This window comes from Stutzerimonas tarimensis (assembly GCF_042648805.1).
Lineage (GTDB): Bacteria > Pseudomonadota > Gammaproteobacteria > Pseudomonadales > Pseudomonadaceae > Azomonas > Azomonas tarimensis.
Genome location: NZ_JBHRXZ010000022.1, coordinates 21,324 through 36,951, shown reverse-complemented (window position 1 = coordinate 36,951; position 15,628 = coordinate 21,324). Strand labels below are relative to the sequence as shown.

Genomic DNA, 15,628 nt, shown 5'->3' with positions numbered 1-15,628 from the left:
CGGCGCGGGCTCGCGGTCTGCCTGTCGCACTGATACCCTTCGTTCGTCCTTTCGTTTGAACCTTTCACTGCCATGCTCAGTCGTATATTGCTTGCCTGCGCATTGACCAGTCTGGCTGGCCCGTCGCTGGCGATTACCGTCTACAAGTACACCGACGCCAATGGCGTGGTGACCTACAGCGACCAGGCCCGCCCCGGCGCCCAGGTGTTCCAGTTCAGTGACCGCATGGTCGAGCGCACCGATAATCAGGTCCGGCTGGAAACCCGCAAGCACGCCGCTGGCGAGACCCTGGTGGTACGCAACGACCTCTATGCCCCGGTCGACGTCGAGCTCAGGCTGGAAAATCCGCAGAACGTGGTTGGTGTGCCCGCTCAGCCGATACGCTGGGTGGTTGCCCCGCGCAGTGAAATCCGCCTGGCCTCGCTGGCGCCGCGCGACGCCTCCCAGCCGATGCGCTACACCCCAAGGCTGCGCCACGCCCTCGGCGATCCGCGGATCATTCCCAAGCCCTACCGCTACCCGCTGCCCTGGCAGGGCGGCCCGTTTCGCCAGACCCAGGGTGCCAACGGCCAGTACAGCCACTTCACCCCGAAGGGGCGCTACGCTATCGACATTGCCATGCCCGAAGGCACGCCGATCATCGCGGCCCGCGGCGGCGTCGTGGTCAAGGTGGAAAACCAGCAGAGCGGACGCGGTACCGTTCCTTCTGGCAACTTTGTCCGTATCTTCCACGACGACAGCACCATGAGCGTCTACCTGCACCTGATGAAGGGCTCGGTCAGGGTCCGGGAAGGGCAGGTGGTCGCCGCCGGCCAGCTGATCGCGCGCTCCGGCAACACCGGCAACAGCACCGGACCGCATCTGCATTTCGTCGTCCAGCGCAACGTCGGACTGGAGGTCGAGTCGATCCCCTTCGATTTTGCCCAGGCGGTGAACAGCATGCCGAACTTTGCCCAGGGGGGGGACTAGCGGCGGCGTTCAGGGCCCCGCAGCGGCTCTTCTCAGCTGTCGCGAAAGAGGCGCCGCGGTATCCACCAGAGACAGAACACCATCCCGAGCAACTCGACCAGCGACTGGACCACCACGACCACCGCGGCGACTTCCCAGCCGGCGGGTAGCGCCAGAGCCAATGGCAGGACGACAAAGGAGTTGCGCGTGCCCAGGCTGAAGGCCAGCGTGCGCGCCTGATCGACCGGCAGCGCCAGGCAGCGGCTGAGCCAGCGGGCCACCAGCGCGGCGATGAGCAGAAAGGCGGAGAACAGCGGCACCAGGACAGGCAGCAGCGCCAGCGCGTCGCTTACCGCGCCGACCTGCATGCCGGCGACCAGCAAGAGCACCAGCGCCAGCAGCGGAACAGGGCCCCAGGCCAATCCTTCGCGCAGCCGCTGGCGTGACGGTCGCGCCTCGAACCAGCGCTCGGAAAGCGCGGCCGCGATCAGGGGCAGGGTCACCGCCAGCAGGGCCGGCCAGATGTCGCCAGGGCCCAGCGAGGCCTGAAGTTCGCCGCCAAGCATCAGCCATAGGTAGAGCGGCAGCAGTAGCAACTGCAGCACCAGGTTGAGCGGGGTCACCGCCATCGCTCGCGCTACATTACCGCCGCCAAGCTGGCTGAACGTGATGAACCAGTCGGTACAGGGCACCAGCAACACCAGCAATACGCCAAGGCGCACCGCCGGGTCGGCCGGAAGCCACTGGACCAGTAGCCAGGCCACCAAGGGCAAAAGGACGAAGTTGCCCGTCAGCACCGCGGCAACGAAGCGGTGATCGGCAAAGGCCTCGCGCAGGTGCAGCAGCGGAACCTGGACGAAGGTGACGTAGAGCAGCAGCATCAGGGCCGGCCACAGCAGGCTCTCGAAGGCCAGGGCGGCGCCTGGCCAAAGGCTGCCGAGCAGCAAGCCTCCGGCGATCGCTGAAAGATAGATCCATACCTGGCGACGTTCGAGCGTCAATCGTTGCAGAGGGGCTCCTCCGCTAAGCGGGATAGCGGGTAACCGACGTAAGGCCAAGCCGCAGCCAGCGTTAATTCGACCGAGCGGCAAGGCGTATTATCAATGACTTGTGGGCCCCGCATCCCAACTAACGCTCTTCCCTGGATGCTCTGATACGGTGTTCCCAGCGGCGCTTTGCAAACCGGCGCATATTCGGAATGTCGTCGGTTTCGTCCATGATCGGCTTGCCGAGGATATTTTCGATAATGTCTTCGAGGGTGACCAGGCCTCGCCAACTTCCGAATTCGTCGTACACCATGCACATGTGCTGACGCTCATGCAACAACTGACTCATGAGGCTTTCCACGCTCATGAGCTCTGAGACGACCTTCACCTGTTTCATGATCGACGAAACCGGGGCTTCGTCATCGGCAGCCGCCAGCGCGTCGTAACGGAAAACCACCCCCAGCGGAGTTTCGTCCTCGTCCACCACAGGATAACGGGAGAACTGGCTGTGGCTCACCTTCTCCTTGAAGGCGCCGAGGGTCTCGTTCGGCAGCGCATAATCGCAGACTGTCCGAGGCGTCATGATCTCGCGAATCTTGATCTCATGCAGATCGAGGATATTGTTGATGACGCGTTGTTCATCCTCGTCGAGCTTGTTCAACTCACGGCCCAACATGGTGAGCGCTTTGATTTCCTGACGAACGTCGTGCTCCGGCTCCTTGCCCCCGAACAGCTTCATCATCCGGTCGGAGAGCAGGATGAATGGTTTGAGCAGCGTGATCATGCTGTTCAGCAGAGGCGGCAGGTAAGGGGCCAGAGAACGCCAGTAGCGGGCGCCGATGGTCTTGGGAAGGATTTCAGACAGTACCAGGATCAGAATTGTCATGACTGCCGAGGCGATGCCCAGGTAACCACTTCCGAAAACGACTGTTACTTGTGCGCCCACGCCCGTTGCGCCAACGGTGTGGGCAACAGTATTCAGCGTCAGGATCGCCGCCAGCGGTTGGTCCACCTTGTCTTTCAATGCCTTCAGCTTTTCATAAAGCTTTGGCTTTGCCGCCTTTTGATGAGCAATAAAGCTAGGGGTCAGTGAAAGAAGGGCAGCCTCAAGGACAGAGCAGATGAATGAGACAAGAATGGATAAGACAGCGAACGCTATCAGGAGAGTCATGGAGCCAGGATTGCTGAAGGAGGGAAAATTACTGTACAGCAACGCCCGTCCAGTTCTTGGGCCCTGACCGAGCACGTTGAAACATTTTATTTCAATGCTCCGCGCCGGCCTTGATCGGTCCCGAGACAGTGGCCGGTTCCCCGTGATGAAGCTTCCTCCCGGATCGGCCAGGAGCTGCACGTGAAATGTGTACGGCGCTCGCCGACGCTCACCCGGCTGGTTTACGGATAGCGATCGATCAGCCAGCCCTCGATCGCCTTCGGAAGGCGAAGCCTGTTCCCTCCGCTGACTGAGCGCCGCACCGTCCATCGATCAGGTGCACTGTGCGCTCAGGATATGCCGGGTGCGCTCGATAACGACAATGGCTATCCCGCCTGGGCCGCCGCCAGGGCGAGCTTTCCGTTCTGTTGCATGGCAGCGGTCGTAGAGCCGTCGATCAACCAATCCTTCACATCGACCCTGTCGAAGCAGACTCATGAGGTGCAAGCGCACGTGTTCAGGAATATCTCCCTCAGCTTCAAGCTCTTGCTGATCCTGGTATTTCCGCTGGTTGGCTTTCTCTGGCTCGCCAGCCTCTACCTGATTGGCAACTACCAGACCCTTCGTGACATGGACAGCACTCTTGCGGCCACGGCGGTTGCGGAGCGCATCAGTCAGCTGATTACCAGCGTGCAGCGTGAGCGGGGCGCCAGTGGGGTGTTTCTCGGCAGCGGGGGGCGCTCCATGGGCGATGCCGTGGTTCGCCTGCGCCAGCAGACTGACGAAGCGATCACCGCCGTTCGCGCCCTGTCGGTGGATGACGCAGCTGCGCAACAGGCATTGCTCGTGCTGAACGGGCTGCCGGCCACACGCAACCGGATCGATGCTCACAGCCTCAGCGGCCCAGAATCCGGGGCACGCTACACCGAGACCATCCAGGTGCTTATCGATTACACCCATGCCCTGGAACGCGGTATCGGTGACGCCGAACTTGCGCGCACCCTGGGCTCGCTCAACGACTTCATCGAGATGAAGGAGCGCGCCGGACGCGAGCGGGCGCTCTTGGGTGTGGTGTTCAATCAGGACCGCTTCGATGCCGATTCGCTGTCGGCCTTCAGTCGTAACCTGGGCGAATTCAATGCCTACGCCGAGGCGTTCCGGCGTACGTCACCGGAATTCCTGGTCCGTCAGCTCGATGAGAAGCTGCAACAGCCTGCCGCCGAAGAGGTCGCCAGGCTGCAGCGGCTCGGCTACGAGATCCCCCTGGGCCAACCGCTTGGGGTCAGGCCGGAGATCTGGTTCGAGACCGCAACCCGGCGCATCGACCTGCTCGGTGAAGTCGAGCAGGCACTGGGGCGCGCGGTCGGCGCAGCTGCCGCCCAGGCGCGCGACGAGGCGAGCCGGGCGTTGTGGCTGACTGTCATTGCGGTGCTCGGCGCCCTGGTGGCCGTAGCGGTGCTGTCCTGGCTGATCATCCGCAACATCAAGCAGGCCGTGGATCAAGTGAACCGCAGCCTGTTGGCGCTGGCCGGACGGGATCTGACAGCGCAGGTGTCCTACCAGGGGCGCGACGAATTCGGCACCATCTCGGCCAACCTCAATCGCATGGCCCGGGAGCTTCGGGAGGTGGTGCAGGACATCGGCAGTGCCACCGCCCAGGTGGCGACGGCGGCCGAGGAGTCTTCCGCCGTCACCCTGCAGACCAGCCAGAGCGTGGAGCGCCAGCGTCAGGGCACCGAATTGGTAGTGACCGCCATCAATGAGATGAGCGCCACCGTCAGGGAGGTGGCGCGCAGCACCAGCGATGCGGCGGAACTGTCTCTGCAGGTCAATCGCAATGCCGCCCAAGGCAGTAGCGAGGTGGCAAGCACCATCGACACCATTCGCCAACTCTCGGCCCAGGCAAACCAGACCGCGGTTATCATCGGGGATCTCAGGCAGCAGAGCGATTCTATCTCTTCAGTGCTCGATGTGATCCGCGGCATCGCCGAGCAGACCAACCTGCTGGCGTTGAACGCCGCTATCGAAGCCGCACGGGCCGGCGATCACGGGCGCGGATTCGCGGTGGTGGCCTCGGAGGTGCGCACGCTGGCGCAGAAGACCCAGGAATCCACCGGCGATATCCAGCAAATGATCGACCAGTTGCAGGCGGGCGCCGAGCGCGCCACCGGCTCCATGCAGGAAACCCTTGCCAAGGCTCAGGCCGGCGCCAGCAACGTCACCCGGGCCGGGAAGCTGCTGGCGGAGATTGCCGAGGGGGTTGCCGGTATCAGCGACCGCAACATGCAGATTGCCTCGGCCGCCGAGGAGCAGAGCGCCGTGGCCGAGGACATCAACCGCAACGTGGTCGACATCAACGACGTGGCAATCCAGGTCAGCGCCGGTGCCGAGCAGACCGCCGCCACCAGCCTGGAACTGGCCCGCCTGGCTGAGCAGCAGCAGCGCCTGGTGGGGCGGTTCAGGACAGCTTGATCGCCTCTGACGTAAGGCGCCTGCGCCAACTCACGCCAGCCGTCGCGCTTCCATCGTCGAGGCCTCCACCCGGACCGCCACGAACTTGGAAGTCGGCGTGTGGCTGCCGTCGCCGACGCTTGCCAGGGGTACCAGAGGATTGGTCTCCGGATAGTAAGCGGCGGCCTGGCCGGGTGGGGTGTCGTAGGGCAGCAGGGTGAAGCCGCGCACCCGGCGTTCGATGCCGTCGTCCCAGAGCGAAACCAGGTCGACCTTTTGCCCCGCCTCGAGGCCGAGGCGGCGGATGTCCTCGGGGTTGACGAAGACCACCTCGCGCATGCCCTTGACGCCCCGGTAGCGGTCATCGAGGCCGTAGAGGCTGGTGTTGTACTGGTCGTGAGAGCGCAGAGTCTGGAGGATCAGATCAGGCTCGCCCTGGCTGCGGACTTCGGCCGGGAGCAGATGCTCGGGCAGGGAATTGGGCCTGAAACCGGCGCGCCCACTGGCGGTGTTCCATTTGTGGCGGGCCGCGGCGCTGCCGAGATAGAAGCCCCCTCGCTGCTGCAGCCGGGCATTGAAATTGGCGAAGCCGGGGATGGTGTCGGCGATCAGCTCGCGGATGCGCGAATAGTCTTGCACCAGCCACGACCAGTCCACCGGATGCGAGCCGAGCGCGGCCTGGGCGATACCGGCGACGATGGCCGGCTCCGAGCGCATCAGCGGGCTGATTGGCCGCAGCTGGCCATGGGAAGCGTGCACCATGCTGAAGGTGTCTTCCACGGTCACCGCCTGCGGTCCGCCGGCCTGCAGATCAATGTCGGTGCGGCCGAGGCAGGGCAGAATCAGCGCCTGGCGGCCGGTGACCAGGTGGCTGCGGTTGAGCTTGGTGCTGATCTGCACGGTCAGGCTGCAGTTGCGCAAGGCCTGATGGGTGCGCGGTGTATCCGGGGTGGCTTGGGCGAAGTTGCCACCCAGGCCGATGAACACCCGCACCGCTCCGGTCAGCATGGCATTGATGGCTTCGACGGTGTTGTGGCCGTGGGCGCGCGGGACCCGGATGTCGAAGCGCCGCTCGAGGGCATCGAGCAGTGAGGCCGGGGGACGCTCGTTGATGCCCATGGTTCGGTCGCCCTGCACGTTGCTGTGACCGCGCACCGGGCAGGCACCGGCGCCGGGTTTGCCGATGTTGCCGCGCAGCAGCAGCAGGTTGACGATCTCGTGGATGGTCGCCACCGAATGGCGATGCTGGGTGATACCCATGGCCCAGCAGATAATGGTGCGATCGGCGCGCCGGTAGGTCAGTGAGGCCCGCTCGATCTCCTCTTGGGCAAGCCCGGACTGCGCTTCGATCTGCGCCCAGGGCGTGGCATCGACGGCTGCCAAGTACGCGTCGAGCCCGTCGGTATGCGCGTCGATGAAGGCGTGGTCGAACACCGGCTCGCCTCCGTCACGCTGCGCCTCGCGTTCCCATTGCAGCAGGAACTTGGCCATCCCGCGCAGGGCCGCCATGTCGCCGCCGAGTTTTGGCCGGAAATAGGCGCTGTGGGTCGGCGCGTCACCGTTGCTGAGCATTTCCAGCGGCTTTTGCGGATGCTGGAAACGCTCCAGTCCGCGCTCCTTGAGCGGGTTGAAGCACACGACCTGGGCACCGCGCTGCACCGCTTCGCGCAGGGGTTCGAGCATGCGCGGATGGTTGGTGCCCGGGTTCTGGCCCAGCACGAAGATCGCCTCGGCATGCTCGAAATCGTCGAAAGTCACCGTGCCCTTGCCGACCCCGATGCTCTGGTTCAGCGCTACGCCGCTGGCCTCATGGCACATGTTGGAACAGTCGGGAAAGTTGTTGGTGCCCAGGGCGCGGCCGAACAGTCCGTAGAGAAAGGCGGCCTCGTTGCTGGCACGCCCTGAAGTATAGAGCTCCAACTGGTCTGGGTGAGCCAGGGCGTTGAGTTCGCGGGCGATCAGGGTGAAGGCGTCGTCCCAACTGATCGGAACGTAGTGGTCGCTCGCCTCGTCGTAGCGCATGGGCTCGGTGAGCCGGCCCTGGTACTCGAGCCAGTAGTCGCTCTGCTCGCTCAGCTGCCGCACGCTGTAGCGGGCGAAGAAGGCCGCGTCCACCCGCCGCTTGGTGGCCTCCCAGTTCACCGCCTTGGCGCCGTTTTCGCAGAAGCTGACCATGTGCTTGTCCGGCGAGTCGCCCCAGGCGCAGCCGGGGCAGTCGAAGCCGCCATGCTGATTGGTCTTGAGCAGGGCGCGGAGGTTTTTCAGCGCGTTGTCGCTGCCCAGCCAGGCCTGGGTGACGCTGCGCAATGCACCCCAGCCGCCAGCGGCGCCGGTATAGGGCTGGAAGCGGGCCTGGGTGGCAAAACGGGCGAAACGACTCATGGCGGCTCTCGATGATCAGGGCGCAGGGCTGTAGACCCGCGGTGGGCTGTGGTGGGGGAGGTGGATCAGGTTGAGCCCGTGGCGGCGTGCCCACTGCACAGAGAGTGCGGAGGGTGCGGAGAGGGTGACCAGGGTGCCGAGGCGGGCGCGGACGGCCTTGTGGATGAGCTCCAGCGAGCAGCGGCTGGTGAGGACCACGAAGCCGCCTGGCACCGGCGGGCGTTGTTGAAGGGCGCCGATCAGCTTGTCCAGCGCATTGTGTCGGCCGATATCTTCCCGGCAGAGGACGATCTCTCCTGTCGCATCGACCTGCAGTGCGGCATGCAGGGCGCCGCTGTGGCGGGCCAGTGCCTGCGCCTGGCCGATACGCTGGCGCAGGTCGTGCAGGTGATCGGGCGGGGGCAGCGGGCTGGGGACGAGACTTGTCAGCGGCGGCAGGGCCTGCTCCAGCGCCTCTACTCCGCAGAGCCCACAGCTGCTGTTGCCAGGCAGTTGCCGCCGCTGTTGCTTGAGCGCCCAGAATGCCCGGCTGCTGATTTCGAGTTCGGCCTGGCGGGCGGCGCCTTCTCCACTCAGGCGCAGGTCATAGATTTCATCGATGCTGTCGATCAGGCCATTGCTCAGGCTGAAGCCGACAGCGAAGTCCTCCAGTGCCTCCGGCGAGACCATCATGACCGCCTGGCTGAGCCCATTGTAGGCGATCGCCAGCGCGCATTCCTCCGCCAGCACGCTGGCGCCGCGCTGTTCAGGACCCAGCTCGATGTAGCCGCAACCCTCGGCCGGCGTGGCTATGGTCGGGTGCGGCGGGGCGGGCGAAGTCGGACGCGGCATGCGGGGTATTTCCTGCGACAGGATGCCCCACAGCCTAGTTGCCGGAGGCGGCAGCCGTCCAATCGCTGCGACCGATCAAGTCATCGAGCCTGTCTATCAGCCTTGGCCGAATTTCAAATGCGTTGGACTTGCAGTAACCGGTGCGCCTCGGCGAAGCAGGCGTCGGCCAATGCCGAGCGTGGATCACCCCGGCGCAGGATCAGGCCGAGAGGCGCAAGCGTGTGGGCCTCGGCGATGGGCGTCAGGCGGAGCCTTTGGGTAAGTTCATCGAGACCGCTGTCCAGGGGCATCACTGCACAGCAGAGGCCGGCATCGACCGCCTGGAGCAACTGATGCACCGCATCGGTCTCTAGCCGCAGTTGAGGCTGCAGACCCCGACTGCGCAGCGCGTGGTCGATGGACTGGCGAAAGTGCATGCCGCCGGTCAGCAGGCCGAGGGGATAGCCTGCGAGGTCGTCCCAGGACAGTCGGGGTTGGTCGATGGGAAAGTGGCCGCTGTGATGCAAAAGGCCCATACGGGTCTCCGCCAGCTCCAGCCCCTCGAAGGCGGCCGGGTCGAGCCTGTCGAGGTAGGAGAGACCGAGGTCCAGGCCGTTACGGGTCAGGCGCTGGAGGATCTGCTCGCTGCTCAAGGCGAACAGCTGGAAGCGCAGCTCGGGGTGGGTGTCGGCGAACAGCCGTAGCAGGCGCATTGGATCGAAGCCGGCCAGGGGCACCACACCCAGGCGAAGGGTGCCGACCAGTTGGCCGCGGCAGGCGGCCGCCTCGGCCAGCAGCGCATCCTGAGCGGCCAGCAGGGTACGCGCCCAGGCCAGGATGCGATTGCCCTCAGGAGTGAAACCTTCGAAGCGTTGCCCACGCCGAACCAGCGCGAGGCCGAGTTCGTCTTCCAGGCTGCGCAGACGCATTGAAAGAGTGGGCTGGGTAACGTGGCAGCGCGCCGCCGCCTGGCCGAAGTGGCGGGTTTCGTCGAGTGCCAGCAGAAAGCGAAGCTGTTTGAGGTCCATCGGCAGAGCATCGCCGCGCCGGCGCCCGAGCGCAATCGGCGCTGGCGCTGTTCAGCGCCCGGAGGCTTTCGCGCCGTCTCGCGGCCCTGCGGCAGAGGCTTGGAGGGTCACGGAATAGTCTTCACGAGGCGCCGGCAGAGGGGGTGCAAGATAGATCCGCGACCGGCGGGCGTCCCGCTCGGTTGTCGCCAAGCTGAGCGAGAACGCCGAATGCAACCGGTCCACCGAGGCCGCGAGATAGGAGCGACTGGGTGCGACAGCCCATGGAGCCTCCGCTGCCAACGTGTCACAACGCATCTCGGGTTAATCCTGACTGCACGCGGACAGGGGGGTATGGGCAACTTCATGCATGGTATTAATTCAGCCACTGTCCCTGTATAGCTTATTACTGTTATATAAGCGAAATTTGCCAAGGCCTATTCAGCGTCGGCTTTGGCTGGCAAGTTATGGCGCGCCGTAATTTTGAGTCTGAGTTTCCTGGTGTCACGTAAAAAGAATATTCAAGGTGCGAAACAGCCGTTAATTATTTGTTCTGATAGCTGTACTTCTACGCACCGGAAGCTTCATGCATCAGTTCAGGCATAAACAACAAGGGGCTGCCGGATTGACTTCAGGGGGTATTCACGGCTGTGTACTGGTTCCTATACCAGGGCCGGTCAATGTCTCGCCTTCTTTCACCCGGTAGCCCGAGCGTAGTGCAGAAGGTGGTTCAGTCAGTGGTTTGACAGCTGACCGTACCTGCCGCGCCAGTAACCGCTCACGCTGGACGACGCTCCATTGTTGTACCGTCAGCGGAGTACCCATCGCGTTGCGTGACAGATAGAAGAAGAACAACGGAATGCCCACTGCATAACGGTTGAACAGCCGGCGCGGTTCCATCATCAGGCGAAACGCCCACTCCAAACCGGTCTTGCGGAACGCGGTGGGAGCCCGTGGAAAGCGTTGCGCGGCGAAGTCGAGAATGGCGCCACCACAGATCAGCAGGGCCGGGCCGTCAATCTCGCGTTGCAGACGCACGGCCAATTCCTCCTGCTTGGGCATGCCCATGGCCAGAACCACTACTGGCGTCTTGCCCGGGGTACGACGCGAGCGGAACCACGCCAGATAGGCCTCGATGCTTTGAAAACCGTCCACCCCGTGGTATGCATGGCCCTGGAACAGGGCTCTCGAGCCCTTGCTCAACCAGGGCTCCATGGTGCCCATGGCAAAAAATTCGTAGCTTCCCTGATGGTTGCGGATCAGCCGGTCGATCAGCCGCGGAATGAAATCCGAGCCGTTAAGGTTGGCCTTGGGTGCCAGGCCGTTCAGTTCGCAGGCCAGCTTGATGCCGATGCCATCACGCAACAGGTAGTTGAAACGGCTGAAGTTCCTGAAGACAGCAGTGTCCTTTTGAGCGATGTTGTAACCATGCTGGTTTAGAAAGCCCACAATCTGCGGCGATTGCACATCGCAGAGTTGCTCGAGTAGCCGATCGGTGTCGCTTTCTTCCATCAGGTTGAGCTTCCTGATAAGCGGATCCCGTCGTCTGATGAACCGATGCTTCATGCGTATCTCCTGATGTCTTCGAGGTTGTAAGGGGCGGGATATTTGTATGTAGGATCTACAGGTCCACCGGGCACAACCGGAGCCCGGCGTCTTTCTTGTAATACTTGCTTCTTCCTTGAACGAACCGGCTTTCCATCGGTCGAGAAACACAGGCCGAGATGTCGGCTTGCACTCACTTTTAACGAGGGAAAACGTCGATGAAGGAAGCAGTAGCGAGAGCGTCCAGAAAGAGTCTGGTATTGGCCGTGGCTATGTTGGCAGGCGCGGCTGTAGCGCAGGAACGAGAAACCGTGGATCTGATTGGAATTAATGTCGCTGGCGCCGAGTTTGGCGGTCGGGCCAATCCCGGCAGGCACGGGTTCGATTACTTCTTTCCCCGTCCCGGCTATTTCGAACAATGGAAGGAACGTGGTGTGCGGATGGTGCGCTTCCCGATCAAATGGGAGCGCCTGCAGCGCGAGCTGAACGGCGAGCTGGATGCGGAATACGCCTCGCTGATCGACGACATGCTCGAGCAGGCGGCCGAGAACGACGTGAGCATCATTCTCGACATCCATAACTACGCCCGCTACCGGGGCAACATCATCGGTACCGACGAGGTGCCGCTTTCGGCCTACCAGGACTTCCTGGCAAGGGTGGCCGAGCGCTGGAAGGACAACAGGGGGCTCTGGGGCTACGACATCATGAACGAGCCCCACAGCGGTGCCGACAAGTACTGGCCCGCAGCCGCCCAGGCCGGTATCGACGGGGTGCGGCAGCATGACATGGAGCGTGCCCTGCTCATTGAGGGCTATTTCTGGTCGAGCAGTGCACGCTGGCCGCGCTACAACGACCCGCTGCTCGAACTCGAGGACCCGGCCGACAACCTGATCTTTTCCGCGCATACTTACATCGACAAGAACGCCAGCGGCCAGTACAAGGACGGCCCGCCCGGCGACGACTTCGACCCGATGATCGGCGTCCGTCGCGTCGAGCCCTTCGTCGAGTGGTTGATCAAGCATGGCAAGCGCGGTCATATCGGCGAATTCGGTGTCCCCGGGGACGATCCCCGCTGGTTGGAAGGCATGGACAATCTGCTGGCCTATCTGCAGGAGCACTGCATCCCCATCACCTACTGGGCGGCTGGCCCGGTGTGGGGTGACTACTCGCTGTCGATCGAGCCGCGTGACGGGGTGGATCAGCCCCAGTGGGCGGTACTAGAGAAGTACGTCGGGCAGGGCGACTGCACGGAGATAGGCCCTCGCCCCGCCCGTTGAACCCAGGGTGGCGGCTGTGTTCAGCCGCCATTTGCGGGACGCGCCGGCAGGATATGAGCCAGGGTCTTGCGCAGCAGCGAACGGGCCTTGGCTCCGGCCTTGTAGCCGCTGTGCAGCACCTCCACCTTCATCAAGGCGGCCTTGCCAGGCACGTACATTTCGTTGGCGTCGAGGCAGTACACCGGCTTGTGGCTCGCCTTGACGATTTCTTGCGCCTGCAGTGGGTCACGCTCGATGTATAGCCGGGCAAAGGAGTCCTTGCGATAGACGTCGGCCTTGAAGCGCTGTAGGGGTGCGCGCTCGAAGTCGTCGGCTGGAACTTCCATCATGTGCAACCTGCCGTACTCCACACCGTGGCGCGCCAGCCAGTCCTCGGTCAGCTCGCGGTACTTCTCCGGTCGGCCGGTGACCAGGTGCGCAGCCTTGACCGAAGGTATGAACAGCGGGCGGGCGTCGCGGATGAAGGCCTGGTAGGCCGCATCGTCGCCAAGCTGCTCGGCGTTCGGTGGCTCGCAGAGCACGCCGTCGATGCTCAGGCAGGCGTGGGCGATGATGCCGTGATGCATCACGTTCCATTCGAACACCCGAGGCTGCTCGACCTCCTCGAGGCAGACGTCCACCCGGTATGCGTTCTTCTTTTCGGCAAAGCCGGCAAGCGTCTGGATCTCGCCCGGATACTTCACCTGGCGAAGCTTCTCCAGCGCTTCGTTGAGCGACTGGCCAGTGGCCACGCTGTCGTCGACCAGCAAGATTTTCCTGGCGTCCTGCGCGCGCTGCAGCTGGTTGCGCTTGTAGGTGCGGGTGCTGCCGCGCTTGAGTTCGTCGTTGCGCAGGAAGGAATACAGGTCGGTCAACGGCAGGTTGAGCTTCAGGGAAATGATGCTGGCGGCCAGCATTCCGCTGCGGGGAATGCCGACCACGAGGTCGACGTCATTGTCGATACGGCTGGCGTGGCGGGTAATGAGTCCGGCCAGGTCGTTGAGGCTGCGATAGTTCATATGCTGCTTCCCTTGCGGTCAGGCTTTGAGATCGTCTGACGACACGCCAGGTGCCGCCTGTGCAGTTGGCATCAAGGTCCGTCTCTCTTGAGGAGGTGACGGAGAACAACACGAGAGGCGATCATTCGATCAATCCTTGATGGCGCCAGTCCCAGCGAAACCCAGGCAAGCTTCGCGTGAGCATGTATGTAATGCAGCAGATACAGCGCCAGAACCCGAGGCCAAGGCAGGGCGAGAAAGCGGAGGCGAATCTGCATGTCTTCCTTCAGGGCGTCGAAGCGACGCTGCTGCGAGACTCCGGACCGATCGATCTGGCTAAGGGAAGACCGCAAGCGCAGCGTGTTAGTTCGATGATCGAGGCCTTCGAGGAATTCGATGAGCAGGCAGTAATTGGCAGACAGCTTGTACTGCGGTCGAAAGGTGATGCTCGCCAGGCGGGAATTTTCGAAATACATGCTTTGCAGCGCCGTGGGCACTCCCAGCGGAAGCCATTCCAAAGGCCGGGCCGGAATGAGGTCGACGCGACGATGCGCCCCGAGGCTGCGCTGGAAGTCCCCATAGACCAGCGCCGGCGGCATGGCCGCGGCTTCGATGGCGGCGGCGACCCGTTCGAGCACACCGGAATCAGCCAGGCAGTCGCCGCTGCCGAGAAAAAGGGTGTAACCGGAAGTTTCGACCGCCATGGCACGTCCTTTGGCCATGGCGTCGTAGATGCCCTTGTCGCGTTCGCTGAGCAGTTCCAGCGGAGCGAAATCCAGTTGCGCCAGCCATTCGGCGCTACCATCGCTGGATGCGCCGTCGACCACGATCCAGCGAAAGTCCCGGTGCCGCTGGCTGGCCAGGCTGCGCTGTGTAGCCTGTAGGCCGGCCAGATTGTTCCAGTTCAGGGTGACGATGCTGAAACGGGGCATGGGCGTTCCTGTGTCGACGATGTCTAGCCCCGAAAGTGCGGAGCCAGCTGGGCCTTGGGTTCCAGTCCGATGCGCGCGAGGGCGGCTTTCCAGCAGTCGGCGATACGGTGCTCGCCAAAGTGCTGGTGTCCGCTGCGGATCACGGCCTGCGGATCGGCCGGGATGGCGTCATCCAGTCCTTGGCACATCTCATCAAGCGTGGCGTACACCCGGAGGCCCGGAAACTTCAGTCGGCTCGACAACCAGTCGAGAAAGGGCGTGCGCAACGCAAGCACCGAAGCTCCAAGGCTGACGGCGTAGAAGTAGCTGCCGCTGACCACCATGTCGTCCTCGGCATTGCAGATGATCAGGCCCGCCGAGCGACCGACCAGGTCCCGGGCGGCGGCGTCTTCGATGAAGCCGGCACGGATCTCCACGTCCTTGCCCTGGGCCGCGGCGCGCATCTGGGCCAGATAGTCGTTATCCAAGCAGGCGCCGGCGATGACCAGTTTGCGGTCGGCCGGAAAGGCCTCGATCAGTTCGAGAATGCGCTTGTAGCGAAGTATTCGGCCGAACACGACAAAGTAGTCGCCCGCGCTGGCAGCCTCGGCAGGCGGCTGGATCGCATACAGGGGGTGCGGTACGTAGTGCTTGCGCGACTCTGGTTCGTGGGCGGAATGGGTGATCACCAGGTCGAACAGGGACGACAGCCTGTCCAGCGTCCTGCTGATGAATTTGCCGCTGTCGGCGTTGGCATGGTGCGGATAGTTGTTATGACGAACAAAGATGATCTTGCGTGTCGTCAGGCGAACGGCCAGGGCTTCGGCGACGAACTTCGCAAATCCCAGGGGCGAGGCCTTGCCTGTGTGATGGGACGCCAGCCGATTGTCCGTCCAGTTGAGGATGACCACATCGTAGCGTTCACGGAAAAAGGCCAGGGGTCGGGTGCGAAGTTTTTTCAGGTCCGGCGCTTCGACCACCTCGGCGAAGCCCTGCAGGATATGCTTCATGCGGGCGACATAGGTGTTTTCGTCGGGCGAAAAGGGGAGATAACCGATGCGTAACGGGCGTGCGGAGCTTTTCATTGAATCTCAGCCACAAAAGATTGACGAGGCGCCAGACGCACTCCAGGCGCGCTTTTCCGTTCCCTTTTATGGCGCGACCCCTTGTCGCACCTCTTTCTT

At 63.3% G+C, this 15,628-nt stretch carries 12 protein-coding genes; 3 read left to right on the top strand and 9 right to left on the bottom strand.

Going from position 1 to position 15,628, the window contains the following annotated elements:
• Positions 1-72: 72 nt before the first annotated feature.
• Positions 73-969: a peptidoglycan DD-metalloendopeptidase family protein gene (locus tag ACFOMF_RS09285; RefSeq protein ID WP_386364101.1), complete on the top strand. Its 897-nt coding sequence runs from the start codon at positions 73-75 to the stop codon at positions 967-969.
• Between the two features lie 32 nt (positions 970-1,001).
• On the opposite strand, the gene ACFOMF_RS09280 is transcribed toward ACFOMF_RS09285, so the two are convergent.
• Both ACFOMF_RS09280 and ACFOMF_RS09275 read right to left on the bottom strand, forming a co-directional pair.
• A complete protein-coding gene (locus ACFOMF_RS09280) occupies positions 1,002-1,949 on the bottom strand; it encodes a bile acid:sodium symporter (protein ID WP_386364099.1) in 948 nt (315 codons plus the stop codon).
• A 127-nt stretch (positions 1,950-2,076) separates the two neighbouring features.
• Positions 2,077-3,105, bottom strand: a complete 1,029-nt coding sequence (locus ACFOMF_RS09275) for a CNNM domain-containing protein (RefSeq protein ID WP_386364097.1) — start codon at positions 3,103-3,105, stop codon at positions 2,077-2,079.
• Positions 3,106-3,597: 492 nt separating this feature from the next.
• Between ACFOMF_RS09275 and ACFOMF_RS09270 the strand changes: the two genes are divergently transcribed.
• Entirely contained in the window at positions 3,598-5,556 is a 1,959-nt protein-coding gene (locus tag ACFOMF_RS09270) for a methyl-accepting chemotaxis protein (RefSeq protein ID WP_386364095.1), read from the top strand.
• A 30-nt stretch (positions 5,557-5,586) separates the two neighbouring features.
• On the opposite strand, the gene ACFOMF_RS09265 is transcribed toward ACFOMF_RS09270, so the two are convergent.
• From ACFOMF_RS09265 to ACFOMF_RS09250, 4 genes are all read right to left on the bottom strand, one after another.
• Positions 5,587-7,917 (bottom strand): FdhF/YdeP family oxidoreductase, encoded by a 2,331-nt coding sequence (locus ACFOMF_RS09265; protein ID WP_386364093.1) that lies wholly within the window; start codon positions 7,915-7,917, stop codon positions 5,587-5,589.
• A 15-nt stretch (positions 7,918-7,932) separates the two neighbouring features.
• Positions 7,933-8,748, bottom strand: a complete 816-nt coding sequence (fdhD, locus tag ACFOMF_RS09260) for a formate dehydrogenase accessory sulfurtransferase FdhD (protein ID WP_386364092.1) — start codon at positions 8,746-8,748, stop codon at positions 7,933-7,935.
• A gap of 113 nt (positions 8,749-8,861) precedes the next feature.
• Complete coding sequence (locus ACFOMF_RS09255) at positions 8,862-9,755, bottom strand: LysR family transcriptional regulator (protein ID WP_386364090.1); 894 nt, start codon at positions 9,753-9,755, stop codon at positions 8,862-8,864.
• Between the two features lie 621 nt (positions 9,756-10,376).
• Positions 10,377-11,300 (bottom strand): WecB/TagA/CpsF family glycosyltransferase, encoded by a 924-nt coding sequence (locus ACFOMF_RS09250; RefSeq protein WP_386364088.1) that lies wholly within the window; start codon positions 11,298-11,300, stop codon positions 10,377-10,379.
• Positions 11,301-11,590: 290 nt separating this feature from the next.
• On the opposite strand from ACFOMF_RS09250, the gene ACFOMF_RS09245 reads away from it, so the two are divergent.
• Positions 11,591-12,556 carry a glycoside hydrolase family 5 protein gene (locus ACFOMF_RS09245; protein WP_386364086.1) on the top strand — a complete coding sequence of 322 codons (966 nt, stop codon included), beginning with the start codon at positions 11,591-11,593 and terminating at the stop codon, positions 12,554-12,556.
• Between the two features lie 20 nt (positions 12,557-12,576).
• Here ACFOMF_RS09245 and ACFOMF_RS09240 read toward each other — a convergent pair whose 3' ends face one another.
• From ACFOMF_RS09240 to ACFOMF_RS09230, 3 genes are all read right to left on the bottom strand, one after another.
• On the bottom strand, positions 12,577-13,554 hold the full coding sequence (locus ACFOMF_RS09240) for a phosphoribosyltransferase family protein (protein WP_386364083.1): 978 nt from the start codon (positions 13,552-13,554) through the stop codon (positions 12,577-12,579).
• Between the two features lie 71 nt (positions 13,555-13,625).
• On the bottom strand, positions 13,626-14,465 hold the full coding sequence (locus tag ACFOMF_RS09235) for a glycosyltransferase (RefSeq protein WP_386364082.1): 840 nt from the start codon (positions 14,463-14,465) through the stop codon (positions 13,626-13,628).
• A gap of 23 nt (positions 14,466-14,488) precedes the next feature.
• Positions 14,489-15,529: a hypothetical protein gene (locus tag ACFOMF_RS09230; RefSeq protein ID WP_386364079.1), complete on the bottom strand. Its 1,041-nt coding sequence runs from the start codon at positions 15,527-15,529 to the stop codon at positions 14,489-14,491.
• Between the last annotated feature and the right edge of the window lie 99 nt (positions 15,530-15,628).